The sequence below is a fragment of the Streptomyces sp. NBC_01257 genome (genome assembly GCF_035917255.1).
GTDB lineage: Bacteria > Actinomycetota > Actinomycetes > Streptomycetales > Streptomycetaceae > Streptomyces.
This window is the reverse complement of sequence record NZ_CP108472.1, coordinates 5,362,043-5,380,720: the sequence shown is the minus strand read 5'-3', so window position 1 is coordinate 5,380,720 and position 18,678 is coordinate 5,362,043. Positions and strand designations below refer to the sequence as shown.

General features: G+C 70.5%; 13 protein-coding genes. 2 read left to right on the top strand and 11 right to left on the bottom strand.

The window, feature by feature from the left end; all coding sequences use genetic code 11:
• Window positions 1–22: 22 nt before the first annotated feature.
• A complete protein-coding gene (locus OG408_RS23295; protein WP_326671750.1) occupies window positions 23–2,743 on the top strand; it encodes a fumarate reductase/succinate dehydrogenase flavoprotein subunit in 2,721 nt (906 codons plus the stop codon).
• Window positions 2,744–2,829: 86 nt separating this feature from the next.
• A complete protein-coding gene (locus tag OG408_RS23290; protein WP_285568445.1) occupies window positions 2,830–3,438 on the top strand; it encodes a Uma2 family endonuclease in 609 nt (202 codons plus the stop codon).
• Window positions 3,439–3,462: 24 nt separating this feature from the next.
• Here the strand turns inward: OG408_RS23290 and recQ are convergent, their stop codons facing one another.
• The 11 genes from recQ to nuoE all read right to left on the bottom strand — a co-directional run bounded on the left by recQ (window position 3,463) and on the right by nuoE (window position 18,671).
• A complete protein-coding gene (gene recQ / locus OG408_RS23285) occupies window positions 3,463–5,484 on the bottom strand; it encodes a DNA helicase RecQ (protein WP_405404829.1) in 2,022 nt (673 codons plus the stop codon).
• 135 nt (window positions 5,485–5,619) lie between these two features.
• Window positions 5,620–7,284, bottom strand: coding sequence for an NADH-quinone oxidoreductase subunit NuoN (nuoN, locus tag OG408_RS23280; protein ID WP_285568447.1), 1,665 nt, complete (start codon window positions 7,282–7,284; stop codon window positions 5,620–5,622).
• Window positions 7,281–8,852 (bottom strand): NADH-quinone oxidoreductase subunit M, encoded by a 1,572-nt coding sequence (locus tag OG408_RS23275; RefSeq protein ID WP_266781513.1) that lies wholly within the window; start codon window positions 8,850–8,852, stop codon window positions 7,281–7,283. The genes nuoN and OG408_RS23275 overlap by 4 nt, the downstream gene beginning before the upstream one ends.
• A 4-nt stretch (window positions 8,853–8,856) precedes the next feature.
• Complete coding sequence (gene nuoL / locus OG408_RS23270) at window positions 8,857–10,758, bottom strand: NADH-quinone oxidoreductase subunit L (RefSeq protein ID WP_266781511.1); 1,902 nt, start codon at window positions 10,756–10,758, stop codon at window positions 8,857–8,859.
• Window positions 10,759–10,773: 15 nt separating this feature from the next.
• Window positions 10,774–11,073: an NADH-quinone oxidoreductase subunit NuoK gene (gene nuoK / locus OG408_RS23265; RefSeq protein WP_018101339.1), complete on the bottom strand. Its 300-nt coding sequence runs from the start codon at window positions 11,071–11,073 to the stop codon at window positions 10,774–10,776.
• Complete coding sequence (locus OG408_RS23260; RefSeq protein WP_266781509.1) at window positions 11,070–11,900, bottom strand: NADH-quinone oxidoreductase subunit J; 831 nt, start codon at window positions 11,898–11,900, stop codon at window positions 11,070–11,072. The genes nuoK and OG408_RS23260 overlap by 4 nt, the downstream gene beginning before the upstream one ends.
• A complete protein-coding gene (gene nuoI / locus OG408_RS23255; RefSeq protein WP_405404825.1) occupies window positions 11,897–12,580 on the bottom strand; it encodes an NADH-quinone oxidoreductase subunit NuoI in 684 nt (227 codons plus the stop codon). The genes OG408_RS23260 and nuoI overlap by 4 nt, the downstream gene beginning before the upstream one ends.
• Window positions 12,573–13,976, bottom strand: a complete 1,404-nt coding sequence (nuoH, locus tag OG408_RS23250; protein WP_266781507.1) for an NADH-quinone oxidoreductase subunit NuoH — start codon at window positions 13,974–13,976, stop codon at window positions 12,573–12,575. Before nuoH ends, nuoI begins: the two co-directional genes overlap by 8 nt.
• Window positions 13,973–16,480 (bottom strand): NADH-quinone oxidoreductase subunit G, encoded by a 2,508-nt coding sequence (locus tag OG408_RS23245; RefSeq protein ID WP_326671742.1) that lies wholly within the window; start codon window positions 16,478–16,480, stop codon window positions 13,973–13,975. The genes nuoH and OG408_RS23245 overlap by 4 nt, the downstream gene beginning before the upstream one ends.
• Window positions 16,477–17,844, bottom strand: a complete 1,368-nt coding sequence (nuoF, locus tag OG408_RS23240; RefSeq protein WP_266781503.1) for an NADH-quinone oxidoreductase subunit NuoF — start codon at window positions 17,842–17,844, stop codon at window positions 16,477–16,479. The genes OG408_RS23245 and nuoF overlap by 4 nt, the downstream gene beginning before the upstream one ends.
• Window positions 17,841–18,671, bottom strand: coding sequence for an NADH-quinone oxidoreductase subunit NuoE (nuoE, locus tag OG408_RS23235; protein WP_266786369.1), 831 nt, complete (start codon window positions 18,669–18,671; stop codon window positions 17,841–17,843). Before nuoE ends, nuoF begins: the two co-directional genes overlap by 4 nt.
• Window positions 18,672–18,678: the final 7 nt, after the last annotated feature.

The following is an 18,678-nucleotide window of genomic DNA, read 5'->3' as shown; positions in this document are numbered from 1 at the left end:
CCCTCTCCCGAAAGGCCCTCCCGTGCAGATCCCCGCCCTCGCCGACGCCGAGGAACTCTCCTGCGACGTGCTGGTCGTCGGCGGCGGCACGGCCGGCACGATGGCGGCCCTCACCGCCGCCGAGCGCGGCGCCTCGGTCCTCCTCCTGGAGAAGGCGCACGTGCGTCACTCCGGCGCCCTCGCCATGGGCATGGACGGCGTGAACAACGCCGTGATCCCCGGCCGCGCCGAACCCGACGACTACGTCGCCGAGATCACCCGCGCCAACGACGGAATCGTCGACCAGTCCACCGTCCGGCAGACCGCGACGCGCGGCTTCGCGATGGTGCGGCGGCTGGAGTCGTACGGGGTGAAGTTCGAGAAGGACGAGCACGGCGAGTACGCGGTCCGCCAGGTCCACCGCTCCGGCTCGTACGTGCTGCCGATGCCCGAGGGCAAGGACGTGAAGAAGGTCCTCTACCGGCAGCTGCGCCGCCGCGAGATGCGCGAACGCATCCGGATCGAGAACCGCGTCATGCCCGTGCGCATCCTCACCGGCGACGACGGCCGGGCGATCGGCGCGGCCGGCTTCAACACCCGCACCGGGCAGTTCGTGACGGTCCGCGCGGGCGCCGTCATCCTCGCGACCGGCGCCTGCGGCCGCCTCGGCCTGCCCGCCTCCGGCTACCTCTACGGTACGTACGAGAACCCGACCAACGCGGGCGACGGCTATGCCATGGCGTACCACGCGGGCGCCGAACTGACCGGCATCGAGTGCTTCCAGATCAACCCGCTGATCAAGGACTACAACGGCCCGGCCTGCGCGTACGTCGCCAACCCCTTCGGCGGCTACCAGGTCAACCGGCACGGCGAACGCTTCGTGGACTCCGACTACTGGTCCGGGCAGATGATGGCCGAGTTCGCGGCGGAGGTCGCCTCCGACCGCGGGCCGGTCTACCTGAAGCTGAGCCACCTCCCGGAGGAGTCCGTCAGCGCGCTGGAGACGATCCTGCACTCCACCGAGCGGCCCACCCGCGGCACCTTCCACTCCGGACGCGGCCACGACTACCGCACCCATGACATCGAGATGCACATCTCCGAGATCGGCCTGTGCGGCGGCCACTCCGCCTCCGGCGTCCGCGTCGACGACCACGCCCGCACCACCGTGGACCGGCTCTACGCGGCGGGCGACCTGGCCTGCGTCCCGCACAACTACATGATCGGCGCGTTCGTCTTCGGCGATCTTGCGGGCGAGGACGCGGCCCGTTTCACGGCGTACGAGGGCGAGTTGCCGGCCGAGCAGCTGCGCGCGGCCCACGAGCTGGTCTACCGGCCGCTGCGCAACCCGGACGGGCCGCCGCAGCCTCAGGTCGAGTACAAGCTGCGCCGCTTCGTGAACGACTACGTGGCCCCGCCGAAGTCGGGCGCCCGGCTCGGGATCGCCCTGGAGTCCTTCGAGCGGATGCGCACGGACCTCGCGGAGATGGGTGCGAAGACCCCGCACGAGCTGATGCGGTGCGCGGAGGTGTCGTTCATCCGGGACTGCGCGGAGATGGCGGCACGCTCCTCGCTGGCCCGCACGGAGTCCCGCTGGGGCCTCTACCACGAGCGCACGGACCATCCGGAGCGGGACGACACGGACTGGTTCCACCACCTGGACCTGTACAAGTCTGCGTCCGGGGCGATGGAGTTCACCGCCCGCCCGGTGGCTCCCTACCTGGTCCCGGTGGAGGGCTTCGCCCCGGCCGGGGGGCCCGTGCGGCGGATCGGCGAGGTGGAGCCGGAGGGGGTGGGGACGGCGGGGGCGCGGGACGCGGCGCCGGTGTCCGGCTCCGCGCGCAGGGCCTCTCCCGCCGCGGGCGGTGTCGCCCCCTCCACCTCGCCGCGCATCCTGGAGCTGCTGGCCCTGGCCGAGGGCGAACCCGAACTGGCGGCCCTCGCCCCCTACCTGGCCGACCCCGACCCGGCCGTCCGCCGCGCCGCCGTCGCCACGCTGACCGAGTCGACCCCACCGGGCGCCGGCCCCGCCCTGGCGGGGGCGCTCGCCGATCCGGCCGTGGCCGTACGGGCGGCCGTCGCGGCGTCCCTGCGCGAACTGGTCGAGGTGCTGGAGCCCTCGCCCGCCCTGCGCACGCCCCTGGTCACCGCTCTCGCCTCGGCCGACCCGGTGGTCCGCGCCGCCGCCCTCGACACCCTGCGCGCGCTGCGGCTCGGGGACGCGGAGCTGTACGCCGGCACGCTGGACGACCCGGATCTCGATGTGCGGGTCGAGACGGTCCGGGCCCTGGTGTCCGTGGACGCGGTGGAAGGGCTGGTACGCGCGGCCGCCGACCCGGCCCGCGAGGTGCGGGTGGCGGTGGCGAAGGGGCTCGCCGCCGTCCGCTCCCCCGCCCCGGCCCCCCTCGACCCGCTGCTGGACGACCCGGACGCGCTGGTCCGGGCGGCGGCGCTGGCCGCGCTCGCGGGGACGGGGTGCCCGCCCTCGTACGCCGAGCGGGCGGTGGCCGCGCTGACCGACCCGGCCTGGCGGGTACGCGCGGGCGCGGCGACGGCCCTGTCCTCGGCGGACCCGGACCGGGCGGTCACCCCGCTGGCCGAGGCGCTCGACGACCGGAACGCCGATGTCCGCAAGGCGGCGGTGCTGGCGCTGCTGCGTCACCCGGGCGACTCGGCGGCGCGGAAGGCCCTGGCGGGGGCGGTCACGGATGCGGACGCGGATGTGCGGGCGTATGCGGGGCGGGGGGTGGGGGTCAACGGCGCGTGACTCGTTCACACGTTCAGGCAGGCCCGAGCCGGTTCCGTGCGGATACGCTGGACGGACCCGCCAGACTCCGGCCCATGGGAGCACTGATGAGCGTCGAACCCGAGGCCCCCGAGCCGCGGTGGGTGGTTCCGCCCGTGGGCGGCTGGACCGCCGATGACCTGGACACACTCCCGAATCTGCCTCCGCACACGGAGCTGATCGACGGGAGCTTGGTTTTCGTGAGTCCGCAGACCGTTTTCCACGAGCGCGCGATCGACTACCTGAAATGGCAGTTGCAGTCGCTGGCACCGCTCGATCTGGAGGTCTTCCGGGAATTCACCATCGACGTCGACTTCCAGAACCGGCCCGAACCCGATGTGGTCGTCGTCCGCGGCGACGCGGTCGAGAGTCTGCGGCAGACCCGGTTCCCCGCGAGCAGCGTGCTGCTCGCGATCGAGGTCGTGTCCGACGAGTCCGTCACCCGTGACCGGGAGACCAAGCCCGTGAAGTACGCACGGGCGAGGATCCCGCACTACTGGCGGGTGGAGAACCAGGACGGCCGTGCGGTCGTCTACGTCTTCGAGCTGGAGCCGGCGACCGGGGCCTACACCTCCACCGGCATCTTCCACGACCGGATGAAGGTCTCTGCGCCCTTCCCCGTCGATCTCGACCTCACCGCGATCGTCTCGCGCCGCCGGGCGGCGGACCCGCAGTAGATCCGCCGTACCCCCGCCCCAGCCTCACTCGTACTCCGGCGGTTCCTCGTCCCAGCCGAACTCCGGGTCGGCTGCCGGGGCTGCGGCCGGGGTTGTCACCCGGGCCGGGGCGGCAGGGGCCGAGGCGGGGGCCGCCTCCGGGGCCGCGGGTGCCGCTTCGTCCGGGAGACCGGCCAGCACCTCCAGCACGCCCTCCCCGTACGTCGCCAGCTTCTTCTCGCCCAGTCCGCTGATCCCGCCCAGCTCGCCGAGCGACGACGGGCGCAGGGTCGCGATCTCGCGCAGCGTCGCGTCGTGGAAGATCACATACGCGGGCAGGCCCAGCTCCTTGGCCTGGGCGCCGCGCCAGGCGCGCAGGGCTTCGAAGACCGGAAGCGCCTCCGGCGGGAGCTCGGCGGCGGCCGCCGAGGACTTCGCCTTCCGCTCGCCCTTCGAGGAGGAGCGGGACGACGTGGGCTTCTTCGGCTCCTTGCGCAGCAGCACCTCGCGCTCCCGGCCGAGCACGGTGCCGCTCTCCTCCGTGAGCACCAGCGTGCCGTACTCGCCCTCGACTGCGATCAGGCCCTGGGCCAGCAGCTGCCGGACCACGCCCCGCCATTCCGCCTCGGCCAGCTCCTCGCCGATGCCGAACACCGAGAGCTGGTCGTGGTCGAACTGGATGACCTTCGCCGTCTTGCGGCCCAGCAGGATGTCGATGATCTGGCCGGCGCCGAACTTCTGCCCGCGCTCCCGCTTCAGCCGGACCACCGTCGACAGCAGTTTCTGGGAGACCACCGTGCCGTCCCAGGTCTCGGGCGGGGTCAGACAGGTGTCGCAGTTGCCGCAGGCGGCGGTGACGGGGTCCTGGCCGAAGTACGTCAGCAGCTGGGCCCGGCGGCATTCGACGGTCTCGCACAGCGCCAGCATGGAGTCCAGGTGGGCGGCGGCCCGGCGGCGGAACGCCTCGTCGCCCTCGCCGCCCTGGATGAGCTTGCGCTGCTGGACGACGTCCTGGAGTCCGTACGCCATCCAGGCCGTGGACGGGGCTCCGTCACGCCCGGCGCGGCCCGTCTCCTGGTAGTAGCCCTCGACGGACTTCGGCAGGTCGAGGTGGGCGACGAAGCGGACGTCCGGCTTGTCGATGCCCATGCCGAAGGCGATCGTCGCGACGACGACGAGCCCCTCCTCGCGCAGGAAGCGGGACTGGTGGACCGCGCGCGTGCCCGCGTCGAGACCCGCGTGGTACGGGACGGCCTCGATGCCGTTGCGGCAGAGGTACTCGGCGGTCTTCTCCGTGGAGTTGCGCGAGAGGCAGTAGACGATGCCCGCGTCGCCGGCGTGCTCCTCCTGGAGGAAGGTCAGCAGCTGCTTCTTCGGGTCGGACTTCCCCACGATGCGGTACTGGATGTTGGGCCGGTCGAAGCTGGCCACGAAGTGCCTGGCGTCGGGCATGCCCAGGCGCTGGGTGATCTCGCGGTGCGTGGCATCGGTCGCCGTGGCCGTCAGGGCGATGCGCGGGACGTCGGGCCAGCGCTCGCCCAGCACGGACAGGGCCAGGTAGTCGGGGCGGAAGTCGTGGCCCCACTGGGCGACGCAGTGCGCCTCGTCGATCGCGAAGACGGAGATCTCGCCCCGGGAGAGCAGCCCGAGCGTGGAGTCCAGGCGCAGCCGCTCCGGGGCCAGGTAGAGCAGGTCCAGCTCGCCGGCCACGAACTGGGCCTCCATCGAGCGGCGCTCGTCGAAGTCCTGCGTGGAGTTGATGAACCCGGCCCGCACGCCGAGCGCGCGCAGCGCGTCGACCTGGTCCTGCATCAGGGCGATCAGCGGGGAGATCACGATGCCCGTGCCCCGTCTGACCAGGGACGGGATCTGGTAGCAGAGGGACTTCCCGCCACCGGTCGGCATGAGCACGACGGCGTCGCCGCCCGCCACCACATGGTCGACGACCGCTTCCTGCTCGCCGCGGAACGTCTCGTACCCGAAGACCCGGTGCAGCGTCTGCCGCGCATCGCTCTCGGTCACGTCCGTGGTCATGTCCGTCACACCTGTCCCGCCCGTCATGCTCATCGCTCTGTTCCCCCGACGACTGGTCCCGTTCTGTCCCCGTGCTCTCCCCTGCCACGATAGGCGCCGCCTACGACAACGCCGGACGGGCTTGACTTCCAAGCCCGTCCGGCGCTGTCGATGCGGTGGTGCGTCCGGCTACCTCACGAAGACTCCGGCCTGGCTCGCCAGGTCCAGGAAGTACTGCGGGGCCAGGCCCAGCACCAGGGTGACCGCGACACCGACCGCGATCGTGGTCATCGTCAGCGGGGACGGGACGGCGACCGTGGGGCCGTCCGCCTTCGGCTCGCTGAAGAACATCAGCACGATGACCCGGATGTAGAAGAAGGCCGCGATCGCCGAGGAGATCACACCGACGACGACCAGTCCGCCCGCGCCGCCCTCGGCCGCGGCCTTGAACACCGCGAACTTCCCGGAGAAGCCCGAGGTGAGCGGGATACCGGCGAACGCCAGCAGGAACACCGCGAAGACCGCGGCGACCAGCGGGGAGCGCCGGCCGAGTCCGGCCCACTTCGACAGGTGCGTCGCCTCGCCGCCCGCGTCCCGCACCAGGGTGACGACGGCGAAGGCGCCGACCGTCACGAAGGAGTACGTGGCCAGGTAGAAGAGGACCGAGGAGATGCCCTGCGGGGTGGCCGCGATGACACCGGCGAGGATGAATCCGGCGTGCGCGATCGAGGAGTAGGCCAGCAGCCGCTTGATGTCGGTCTGGGTGATGGCGACGACCGCGCCGCCCACCATCGTGACGATCGCGATGCCCCACATGACCGGGCGCAGGTCCCAGGTGAGGCCCGGCAGCACCACGTACAGCAGGCGCAGCAGCGCGCCGAACGCGGCGACCTTCGTGGCCGCGGCCATGAAGCCGGTGAGCGGGGTCGGGGCGCCCTGGTAGACGTCCGGGGTCCACATGTGGAACGGGACGGCGCCGACCTTGAAGAGCAGGCCGGTCAGGATCATCGCGCCGCCGATGAGCAGCAGTGCGTCGTTGCCCATGGTGTCGGCGAGCGCCGGGTCGATCTGCTGGATCGAGCCGTCGACGACGGTGGCGATCTGCGCGTACGAGACGGAGCCCGCGTAGCCGTAGAGGAGGGCGATCCCGAAGAGCAGGAACGCCGAGGAGAAGGCGCCGAGCAGGAAGTACTTCACCGCGGCCTCCTGCGACAACAGCCGCTTGCGGCGGGCGAGGGCGCACAGGAGGTAGAGCGGGAGCGAGAAGACTTCCAGGGCCACGAAGAGCGTCAGCAGATCGTTGGCCGCCGGGAAGACCAGCATGCCGGCCACCGAGAACAGGACCAGCGGGAAGACCTCGGTGGTGGTGAACCCGGCCTTGACGGCGGCCTTCTCGCTGTCGCTGCCGGGCACCGAAGCGGCCTGGGCCGCGAAGGAGTCGACCCGGTTGCCGTGCGACTCGGGGTCGAGCCGCCGCTCGGCGAAGGTGAAGACGGCGACCAGTGACGTCAGCAGGATGGTGCCCTGGAGGAACAGGGCGGGTCCGTCGACGGCGATGGCGCCCATCGCGGCGATGTGTGCCTTTGTCGTACCGTATCCGGCGGCCGCCAGGCCGATCACCGCGGCGAACGCGGCGACCAGGGCGGCGACGGTCAGGAAGACCTGCGTGTAGTAGCGGGCCCGGCGCGGCACGAAGGCCTCGACGAGCACGCCCAGGACGGCGACTCCGATCACGATCAGGACCGGGGTCAGCTGGGTGTACTCGATGACCGGGGCCTTGAACTTCTCGTCCGGGGCGGCCGATGTCACCCCGCCCGCCATTGTCCACAGGCTGTGGACAGCTGTTGCGCTCACTTGGCGGCCTCCACCTCGGGCTGGGGGTCCTTCTTCTGTACGTCGGACATGGTGTGCTGCACCGCCGGGTTGACGATCTCCGTCAGCGGCTTCGGGTAGACGCCCAGGAAGATCAGCAGTGCGATCAGCGGAACGACCACCACCAGCTCACGGACCTTGAGGTCCGCCATGCCCTGGACCTCGGCCTTGACCGGTCCCGTCATCGTCCGCTGGTAGAGGACGAGGACGTAGATCGCGGCGAGCACGATCCCGGTGGTGGCGATGATGCCGACCGCCGGATACGCGGCGAACGCGCCGACCAGGACCAGGAACTCACTGACGAACGGGGCGAGCCCCGGCAGCGACAGCGTGGCCAGGCCGCCGATCAGGAAGGTGCCGGCCAGGACCGGGGCCACCTTCTGCACTCCGCCGTAGTCGGCGATGAGGCGCGAACCGCGCCGGGTGATCAGGAAGCCCGCCACCAGCATCAGCGCGGCCGTCGAGATGCCGTGGTTGACCATGTACAGCGTCGCGCCCGACTGGCCCTGGCTGGTCATCGCGAAGATGCCCAGGATGATGAAGCCGAAGTGCGAGATCGACGCGTAGGCGATCAGCCGCTTGATGTCGCGCTGACCGACGGCGAGCAGCGCCCCGTACACGATGCTGATCAGCGCCAGGACCAGGACCACCGGGGTGGCCCACTTGCTGGCCTCCGGGAAGAGCTGGAGGCAGAAGCGCAGCATCGCGAAGGTGCCGACCTTGTCGACGACCGCGGTGATCAGCACGGCGACCGGGGTGGTCGCCTCGCCCATGGCGTTGGGCAGCCAGGTGTGCAGCGGCCACAGCGGGGCCTTCACCGCGAAGGCGAAGAAGAACCCGAGGAAGAGCCAGCGCTCGGTGCCCGTCGCCATGGTCAGCGAGCCGTTGGCCCGGGCCTCGGCGATCTCGGAGAGCGAGAACGTCCCCGCGACCACGTACAGCCCGATCACCGCGGCCAGCATGATGAGGCCGCCGACCAGGTTGTACAGGAGGAACTTCACGGCCGCGTACGAACGTTGCGCGGCGGCGTTCTCGTCGCTCCCCGAGTGGGCCCGGTCCCCGAAGCCGCCGATGAGGAAGTACATCGGGATGAGCATGGCTTCGAACAGGATGTAGAAGAGGAAGACGTCGGTGGCCACGAAGGACAGGACCACCATCGCTTCGACCATCAGGATCAGGGCGAAGAAGCCCTGAGTGGGGCGCCAGCGAGAGGAGTTGGTCTCCAGCGGGTCCGCGTCGTGCCAGCCCGCCAGGATGACGAAGGGGATCAGCAGGGCGGTGAGCGCCATGAGCGCCAGCCCGATGCCGTCCACGCCCAGTTCGTACCGGACGCCGAAGTCCTTGATCCAGGCGTGCGATTCGGTGAGCTGGTAGCGGCTGCCGCCGGGCTCGAAGCGGACGAGCGCGATGCCCGCCAGCACCAGGGTGCCCAGCGAGAAGGCCAGCGCCAGCCACTTGGCGGCGGTGCGCCGGGCGGCCGGGACGGCGGCGGTGGCGATCGCGCCGATCGCCGGGAGCGCCGCCGTCGCTGTCAGGAGAGGAAAGGACATGTGATCAGACCGCCCTCATCAGCAGGGTCGCGGCGATGACGACCGCCGTACCGCCGAACATCGAGACCGCGTAGGAGCGGGCGTAGCCGTTCTGCAGTTTGCGCAGCCGGCCGGAGAGCCCGCCCATGGACGCGGCCGTGCCGTTGACGACGCCGTCGACCAGGGTGTGGTCGACGTAGACCAGGGAGCGGGTGAGGTGTTCGCCGCCGCGGACCAGGACCACGTGGTTGAAGTCGTCCTGGAGGAGGTCGCGGCGGGCCGCCCGGGTGAGCAGCGAGCCGCGCGGGGCGACCGCGGGCACCGGCCGGCGGCCGTACATCGCCCAGGCGATGGCGACACCGATGACGAGCACCACCATGGTGGCGGCGGTGACGGTGGTCGCGCCGACCGGGGCGTCCCCGTGGTCGTGGCCGGTGACGGGCTCCAGCCAGTGCAGGAAGCGGTCGCCGATGGAGAAGAAGCCTCCGGCGAAGACCGAACCGAACGCCAGGACGATCATGGGGATGGTCATGGACTTCGGGGACTCGTGCGGGTGCGGCTCGTGGCCGTCGGCGTCCGGGACCCAGCGCTTCTCGCCGAAGAACGTCAGCAGCATCACGCGCGTCATGTAGAACGCGGTGATCGCGGCGCCCAGCAGGGTGACCGCGCCGAGGATCCAGCCCTCGGTGCCGCCCTTGGCGAACGCGGCCTCGATGATCTTGTCCTTGGAGAAGAAGCCGGACAGACCGGGGAAGCCGATGATCGCGAGGTAGCCGAGTCCGAAGGTGATGAACGTGACCGGCATGTACTTCCGCAGGCCGCCGAACTTCCGCATGTCGACCTCGTCGTTCATGCCGTGCATGACCGAACCGGCGCCGAGGAAGAGCCCGGCCTTGAAGAAGCCGTGCGTCACCAGGTGCATGATCGCGAAGACGTAGCCGATGGGGCCGAGCCCGGCGGCCAGGATCATGTAGCCGATCTGCGACATCGTCGAGCCGGCGAGGGCCTTCTTGATGTCGTCCTTCGCGCAACCGACGATCGCCCCGAAGATCAGCGTGACCGCTCCGACGATCACGACGACCAGCTGGGCGTCCGGTGCACCGTTGAAGATCGCGCCGGAGCGGACGATGAGGTAGACACCGGCGGTGACCATGGTGGCCGCGTGGATCAGGGCCGAGACCGGGGTCGGGCCCTCCATCGCGTCACCGAGCCAGGACTGCAGCGGCACCTGGGCCGACTTGCCGCAGGCGGCGAGCAGCAGCATCAGGCCGATCGCCGTCAGCTTGCCCTCGCTCGTCTGACCGCCCTCGGCGGCATCCAGGACGGGGGCGAAGGCGAACGTGCCGAAGGTGGTGAACATCAGCATGATCGCGATCGACAGGCCCATGTCACCGACCCGGTTGACCAGGAAGGCCTTCTTCGCGGCGGTCGCCGCGCTGGGCTTGTGCTGCCAGAAGCCGATCAGCAGGTACGACGCCAGACCGACGCCCTCCCACCCGACGTACAGCAGCAGGTAGTTGTCGGCGATGACCAGGATCAGCATCGCGGCGAGGAACAGGTTCAGATAGCCGAAGAAGCGGCGCCGGCGCTCGTCGTGCTCCATGTAGCCGATCGAGTAGATGTGGATCAGCGTGCCCACACCGGTGATCAGCAGGACGAAGGTCATCGACAGCTGGTCGAGCTGGAAGGCCACATCGGCCTGGAAGCCCTCGACCGGAATCCAGCTGAACAGCTTCTGGTGCAGCGCGCGGTCCTCGGCGCCCTTCCCGAGCATGTCGGTGAAGAGCACCACGGCGACGACGAACGAGGCGGCGGCGAGCAGGGTGCCGAGCCAGTGGCCCGCGCGGTCGAGCCGGCGGCCGCCGCAGAGCAGCACCACCGCTCCGAGCAGGGGCGCCGCGACGAGCAGCGCAATCAGGTTCTCCACAGTTCAAGCGCCCCTCTACAGCTTCATCAGGCTGGCGTCGTCGACCGAGGCCGAGTGGCGGGAACGGAACAGCGACACGATGATCGCGAGCCCGACCACGACCTCCGCGGCGGCGACGACCATCGTGAAGAAGGCGATGATCTGGCCGTCGAGATTGCCGTGCATCCGGGAGAAGGTGACGAACGCGAGGTTGCAGGCGTTGAGCATCAGCTCCACGCACATGAACACCACGATCGCGTTCCGCCTGATCAGCACCCCGGCCGCGCCGATGGTGAACAGCAGAGCGGCGAGATAGAGGTAGTTGACCGGATTCACTTGGCGACCTCCTCTTCTTCTGCGGTGTCCCGGCCGAGCCGCTCACCGGAGCGCTGCTCCAGTGCCTTGAGGCCGGCCAGCGACTCGTTGGACACATCGCGCATCTGGCCGCGCTTGCGCAGCGTCTGCATGACGGTGAGTTCGGACGGGGTGCCGTCGGGGAGCAGTCCGGCGATGTCCACGGCGTTGTGCCGGGCGTAGACGCCGGGTGCGGGCAGCGGCGGCAGGTGGTTCCCGCGCACGCGGTCCTCGGACATCTCCCGCTGGGTCTTGGCCCGTTCGGTGCGCTCGCGGTGCGTCAGCACCATCGCGCCGACCGTGGCGGTGATCAGCAGTGCGCCGGTGATCTCGAAGGCGAAGACGTACTTGGTGAAGATGAGGCTGGCGAGCCCCTCCACGTTTCCGCCGTGCTCCGCGTTGGCCGTGCCGAGTCCGTTGAAGCTGTTCAGCGAGGCGTTGCCGATACCGGCGATCAGGAGGACGCCGAAGCCGAGCCCGCAGCCGGCGGCCAGCCAGCGCTGGCCCTTGAGGGTCTCCTTCAGCGAGTCCGCCGCCGTGACACCGACGAGCATGACCACGAAGAGGAACAGCATCATGATCGCGCCGGTGTAGACGACGACCTGGACGACGCCGAGGAAGTAGGCGCCGTTGGCGAGATAGAACACCGCCAGGATGATCATGGTCCCGGCGAGGCTCAGCGCACTGTGCACGGCCTTCTTCATCAGCACGGTGGACAGGGCGCCGATCACGGCGACCGTGCCCAGCACCCAGAACTGGAAGGCCTCACCGGTCGAGGTCTGGGAGGCCGCAGCGGCCAGGCCGGTCATGCGTCCACCTCCCGCGTCGAGCCGTTGCTCTCGCTGTCACCGTCGTCCGGCTTCTCGCCCTTGGAGACGGCGAGCTGGCGTTCCGTGCCGGGGGCGGCCTCGGTGACCAGGCCCCGGTAGTAGTCCTGTTCGTCCGTGCCGGGGAAGATCGCGTGCGGGCTGTCGACCATGCCTTCCTCCAGGCCCGCGAGCAGCTCGTCCTTGGTGTAGATGAGGCTCTCGCGGGTGGTGTTGGCGAGCTCGAACTCGTTGGTCATCGTGAGCGCCCGGGTCGGGCACGCCTCGATGCACAGTCCGCAGAGGATGCAGCGCGCGTAGTTGATCTGGTAGACGCGGCCGTAGCGCTCCCCCGGGGAGTAGCGCTCCTCCTCGGTGTTGTCCGCGCCCTCGACGTAGATCGCGTCCGCCGGGCAGGCCCAGGCGCACAGCTCGCAGCCGACGCACTTCTCCAGGCCGTCCGGGTGGCGGTTGAGCTGGTGCCGGCCGTGGAAGCGCGGCGCCGTCACCTTCGGCGTCTCCGGATACTGCTCGGTCAGCCGCTTCTTGAACATGGCCTTGAAGGTCACGCCGAAGCCGGCCACGGGATTCTGGAACTTCTCATCCGGAGTATCCGAGGACCCGGAAGCCTGCGTGGGCTTCGCCGGCCTCTTGGACCCCGGCGACTCAGACAGTTCAGACACCGCCGGCCTCCTTTCCGTCGCTCGGAATTCCGTCACTCTGAGTATCCACGCCGCCACTGACAACGAGCTCCCGCTCGCGGCGCGGCCTGCGCCGGGGCACGGGCGGCAGGGTCTGTCCGGGCAGCGGCGGCACCGGGAATCCGCCCGCCATCGGGTCGAACGCCGGCTCCGGTTCCGCCCGGGCGGCGGCTTCCCTGCCCTTCCGGTCCCGGAAGATGTCGACCACGAAGGAGATCAGCAGGACCGCGATCACGGCCCCGGCCACGTAGAGCAGGATCCTGGAGAAGTCGTAGCCCTCGTTGCGCAGCGCCCGCACCGTCGCGACCAGCATCAGCCAGACGACGGAGACCGGGATCAGGACCTTCCAGCCCAGCTTCATCAGCTGGTCGTAGCGGACCCGGGGCAGCGTGCCGCGCAGCCAGATGAAGAAGAACAGCAGCAGCTGGACCTTGATGACGAACCAGAGCATCGGCCACCAGCCGTGGTTCGCGCCCTCCCAGAAGGTGCTGATCGGCCACGGGGCCCGCCAGCCGCCCAGGAACAGGGTCGTGGACACCGCGGAGACGGTCACCATGTTGACGTACTCGGCGAGCATGAACATCGCGAACTTGATCGACGAGTACTCGGTGTTGAAGCCGCCGACCAGGTCGCCCTCGGACTCCGGCATGTCGAACGGGGCGCGGTTGGTCTCCCCGACCATGGTGATGATGTAGATGATGAAGGAGACCGGCAGCAGGATGATGAACCAGCGGTCCTCCTGCGCCTCCACGATCTTCGAGGTCGACATCGACCCGGAGTAGAGGAAGACGGAGGCGAACGCGGCACCCATCGCGATCTCGTAACTGATCATCTGGGCGCACGAGCGGAGCCCGCCGAGCAGCGGGTACGTCGAACCGGAGGACCAGCCCGCCAGCACGATGCCGTAGATCCCGACCGAGGCGACCGCGAGGATGTAGAGCATCGCGATCGGCAGGTCGGTGAGCTGCATCGCCGTACGGTGCCCGAAGATCGAGACCTCGTTGCCGGACGGTCCGAACGGGATGACCGCGATCGCCATGAACGCCGGGATCGCCGCGATGATCGGGGCGAGGACGTAGACGACCTTGTCCGCCCGCTTGACGATGACGTCTTCCTTCAGCATCAGCTTGATGCCGTCGGCGAGCGACTGGAGCATGCCCCAGGGGCCGTGCCGGTTGGGACCGATGCGCAGCTGCATCCAGGCGACGACCTTGCGCTCCCACACGATGGAGAAGAGCACGGTCACCATCAGGAACGCGAAGCAGAAGACCGCCTTGATGACGACGAGCCACCAGGGGTCGGTGCCGAACATCGACAGGTCCTCGGCGGCGAGCACGGCGCCGTGCGGTGCCGCGGCCAGTTGAGCGAAGGCACTCACGCCCCCACCTCCGGTGTGACGTCGGGAGTACCGGGTGCGGCGGGGCCGATCCGGACCAGGCCGCCGGGCTGGACACCGGTGCCCGCGGGGACACCCCGCCCGACGGAGTTCAGCGGCACCCAGACCACCCGGTCCGGCATCTCGGTGACCTGAAGCGGCAGTTGCACGCTGCCCGCCGGGCCGGATACGGACACCACGTCGCCGTCCTTGACGCCGGTCTCGGCGGCGGTGACGGCGGAGAGCCGTGCGACCGCGGCGTGCCGGGTCCCGGCCAGCGCCTCGTCGCCCTCCTGGAGCCGGCCGAGGTCGAGCAGCATCCGGTGGCCCGCGAGGACCGCCTCGCCGTCGCCGGGCCGGGGCAGCGGCTGCGCCGAGACGCGCGGGTCGTCCGCGTGCGTGCCCTGCGAGCCGCCGAGCCGGTCCAGTTCGCGGCGCACGGACTTCAGGTCCGGCAGCGCGAAGTGGACGTCCAGCGCGTCGGCCAGCATGTGCAGCACCCGGGCGTCGCCCGGGGCGAGGTTCCGCGTCATCTGCTCGGGCTTCAGCGCGGCCTCGAACATCCGCGCCCTGCCCTCCCAGTTGAGGAAGGTGCCGGACTTCTCGGCGACCGCGGCGACCGGGAAGACCACGTCGGCGCGGTCGGTGACCTCGCTGGGGCGGAGCTCCAGCGAGACCAGGAACCCGACCTGGTCCAGGGCCTCCAGGGCCCGGGCCGGATCGGGCAGGTCGTCCGTCTCGACACCGGCGACGAGCAGCGCGCCCAGTTCGCCGGTGGCCGCGGCCTCGACGATCTGGCCGGTGTCGCGGCCGAAGCGGGACGGGAGTTCGGCGACGCCCCAGACGGCCGCCACCTCGTCCCGGGCCCGCGGGTCGGTGGCCTGGCGGCCGCCGGGCAGCAGCGACGGGAGCGCGCCCGCCTCCACCGCACCGCGCTCGCCGGCCCGGCGCGGGATCCACACCAGGGTGGCCCCGGTCGCGGTCGCCGCCCGCACCGCGGCGGTCAGCCCGCCGGGCACTCCGGCCAGCCGCTCACCCACCACGATCAGGGCGCCCGCACCGCGCAGCGCCTCGGCCGCGGCGGCTCCGTCGCCGTCCAGGCCGACACCGCCCGCGATGGCGTCCAGCCACTCCGTCTCGGTGCCGGGGGCGGCCGGCAGCAGCGTGCCGCCCGCCTTCGTCAGACCGCGGGTGGCGTGCGAGGCGACGGCATAGGTGCGCTGTCCGCTCTTGCGGTTCGCCTTGCGCAGCCGCAGGAAGACGCCGGGCGCCTCCTCCTCGGACTCGAAGCCGACCAGCAGCACCGCCGGGGCCTTCTCCAGCGAGGTGTACGTGACCCCGCTGCCGTCCAGGTCCCGGCCGCGCCCGGCGACGCGGGCGGCCAGGAAGTCGGCCTCCTCGCCGCTGTGCACCCGGGCCCGGAAGTCGATGTCGTTGGTGTCCAGCGCGATCCGGGCGAACTTGCTGTACGCGTACGCGTCCTCGACGGTCAGCCGGCCGCCCGTGAGGACGCCGGTCCTGCCGCGCGCGGCGGAGAGTCCGGCGGCCGCCGCGGCCAGCGCCTCGGGCCAGCTCGCCGGCTCCAGCTCACCGGACTCGCCCCGCACCAGCGGGGTGGTGAGCCGGTCGCGCTGCTGCGCGTAGCGGAAGCCGAAGCGGCCCTTGTCGCAGAGCCATTCCTCGTTGACCTCGGGGTCGTTGGAGGCCAGGCGCCGCATGACCTTGCCGCGCCGGTGGTCGGTGCGGGTGGCGCAGCCGCCGGCGCAGTGCTCGCACACCGAGGGCGACGACACCAGGTCGAAGGGGCGGGAGCGGAACCGGTACGCCGCCGAGGTCAGCGCACCGACGGGGCAGATCTGGATGGTGTTGCCGGAGAAGTACGACTCGAACGGGTCGCCCTCGCCGGTGCCGACCTGCTGAAGCGCGCCGCGCTCGATCAGCTCGATCATCGGGTCGCCCGCCACCTGGTTGGAGAACCGGGTGCAGCGGGCGCAGAGCACGCACCGCTCACGGTCCAGCAGCACCTGGGTGGAGATCGGGACGGGCTTCTCGTACGTGCGCTTCTTCCCGTCGAAGCGGGAGGTCGCGTCGCCGTGCGACATCGCCTGGTTCTGCAGCGGGCACTCGCCGCCCTTGTCGCAGACCGGACAGTCCAGCGGGTGGTTGATGAGGAGCAGCTCCATCACGCCGCGCTGCGCCTTGTCGGCGACCGGCGAGGTGATCTGCGACTTGACGACCATGCCGTCGGTGCAGGTGATGGTGCAGGACGCCATCGGCTTGCGCTGGCCCTCGACCTCGACGATGCACTGGCGGCAGGCGCCGGCCGGGTCGAGGAGCGGGTGGTCGCAGAAGCGCGGGATCTCGATGCCGAGGAGTTCGGCGGCCCGGATGACCAGGGTGCCCTTGGGCACGCTGATCTCGATGCCGTCGATGGTCAGCGTGACGAGGTCCTCGGGCGGGAGCGCCGCCTCGCCGCCCCCGGAGGGCGCACTCGTGGTGACTGTCATGCGTTCACCCCCTGGGATGCGTTCTTGTCGTCGGCCCAGACGGTCGACCTGGCGGGATCGAAGGGGCAGCCCTTGCCGGTGATGTGCTGCTCGTACTCCTCGCGGAAGTACTTCAGCGAGGAGAAGATCGGCGAGGCGGCGCCGTCGCCGAGGGCGCAGAACGACTTGCCGTTGATGTTGTCGGCGATGTCGTTGAGCTTGTCGAGGTCGGACATCTGGCCCTTGCCGGCCTCGATGTCGCGCAGCAACTGGACCAGCCAGTACGTGCCCTCACGGCACGGCGTGCACTTGCCGCAGGACTCGTGGGCGTAGAACTCGGTCCAGCGGGTGACGGCCCGCACCACGCAGGTGGTCTCGTCGAAGCACTGGAGCGCCTTGGTGCCGAGCATGGATCCGGCGGCGCCGACACCCTCGTAGTCGAGGGGCACGTCGAGGTGCTCCTCGGTGAACATGGGGGTGGAGGAGCCGCCCGGGGTCCAGAACTTCAGGCGGTGGCCGGGGCGCATGCCGCCGCTCATGTCGAGGAGCTGGCGCAGCGTGATGCCGAGCGGGGCCTCGTACTGGCCGGGTCCCGAGACGTGCCCGCTGAGCGAGTACAGCGTGAAGCCCGGGGACTTCTCGCTGCCCATGGACTTGAACCAGTCCTTGCCCTTGTTCAGGATCGCGGGAACCGAGGCGATGGACTCGACGTTGTTCACCACAGTGGGGCAGGCGTACAGGCCTGCGACCGCGGGGAAGGGCGGGCGCAGCCGGGGCTGGCCGCGGCGTCCTTCGAGCGAGTCGAGGAGCGCGGTCTCCTCACCGCAGATGTACGCGCCGGCGCCCGCGTGCACGGTGAGTTCCAGATCGAGTCCGGAGCCCATGACGTTCGTGCCGAGATAGCCCGCCTCGTACGCCTCGCGCACGGCCTCGTGCAACCGCCGCAGTACGGGGACGACTTCGCCGCGCAGGTAGATGAAGGCGTGCGAGGAGCGGATCGCGTAACAGGCGATCACGATGCCTTCGATCAGGCTGTGCGGGTTGGCGAAGAGGAGCGGGATGTCCTTGCAGGTCCCGGGCTCCGACTCGTCGGCGTTGACCACCAGGTAGTGCGGCTTGCCGTCGCCCTGCGGGATGAACTGCCACTTCATCCCGGTGGGGAAGCCGGCGCCGCCGCGGCCGCGCAGACCGGAGTCCTTGACGTACGCGATGAGGTCGTCCGGGGACATGGTGAGGGCCTTGCGCAGCCCCTCGTACCCCTCGTGGCGGCGGTAGGTCTCCAGGGTCCAGGACTCGGGCTCGTCCCAGAAGGCGGAAAGGACCGGCGCGAGAAGCTTCTCGGGACTGGTCCCGTTCTTGTCGATTTCGGCGGCCAACGTCATCACTCCCCCTCCTCGGCGGCGGGGCCGGCCGGGTGGTCCGGGTCGGACGCCGAGGTCTGCTGCGGTGCGTCGTGGGAGCTGAGGTGCTCGGCGCCCTTCTGCGGTTCGTCGCGCGGGGCCTCGTCGCGAGGCGTCTCGCCGCGCGGGCTCACGACACGGGCCTGCGGTGCGGCCTCGCCCCTGGCCAGCTTCAGGCCGATGAGCGAGGCGGGTCCGGCGCCGCCGGAGGCCTCCACCGCGCCGGGACGCTCGTCGGGGAAACCGGCCAGGATGCGGGCGGTCTCCTTGTACGAGCAGAGCGGGGCGCCACGGGTCGGCTCGACGGTGCGGCCGGCGATCAGGTCGTCGACGAGCCGCGTCGCGCTCTCGGGCGTCTGGTTGTCGAAGAACTCCCAGTTGACCATCACGACGGGCGCGAAGTCGCAGGCCGCGTTGCACTCGATGTGTTCGAGGGTGACCTTGCCGTCCTCGGTCGTCTCGTCGTTGCCGACGCCGAGGTGCTCCTTGAGCCTGTCGAAGATGGCGTCGCCGCCCATCACCGCGCAGAGCGTGTTGGTGCAGACACCGACCTGGTAGTCGCCGCTGGGCTTGCGCCGGTACATCGTGTAGAAGGTGGCGACCGCGGTGACCTCGGCGGTGGTGAGGCCGAGCTGCTCGGCGCAGAAGGCCATGCCCGTACGCGAGACGTACCCCTCCTCGGACTGCACGAGGTGCAGCAGCGGCAGCAGCGCGGAGCGGCTGCCGGGGTAGCGGGCGATCACCTCCTTCGCATCCGCTTCGAGCCTGGCGCGCACCTCGGCCGGGTAGGCGGGGGCGGGGAGCTGCGGCATCCCCAGA

Excerpts from the sequence above, each read along its gene's own strand:
- OG408_RS23275 (WP_266781513.1), bottom strand. The coding sequence starts at position 8,852 with ATGTCCTTTCCTCTCCTGACAGCGACGGCGGCGCTCCCGGCGATCGGC.
- OG408_RS23260 (WP_266781509.1), bottom strand. The coding sequence starts at position 11,900 with ATGACCGGCCTGGCCGCTGCGGCCTCCCAGACCTCGACCGGTGAGGCC.
- OG408_RS23290 (WP_285568445.1), top strand. The coding sequence starts at position 2,830 with ATGAGCGTCGAACCCGAGGCCCCCGAGCCGCGGTGGGTGGTTCCGCCC.
- nuoE (WP_266786369.1), bottom strand. The coding sequence starts at position 18,671 with ATGCCGCAGCTCCCCGCCCCCGCCTACCCGGCCGAGGTGCGCGCCAGG.
- recQ (WP_405404829.1), bottom strand. The coding sequence starts at position 5,484 with ATGAGCATGACGGGCGGGACAGGTGTGACGGACATGACCACGGACGTG.
- OG408_RS23245 (WP_326671742.1), bottom strand. The coding sequence starts at position 16,480 with ATGACAGTCACCACGAGTGCGCCCTCCGGGGGCGGCGAGGCGGCGCTC.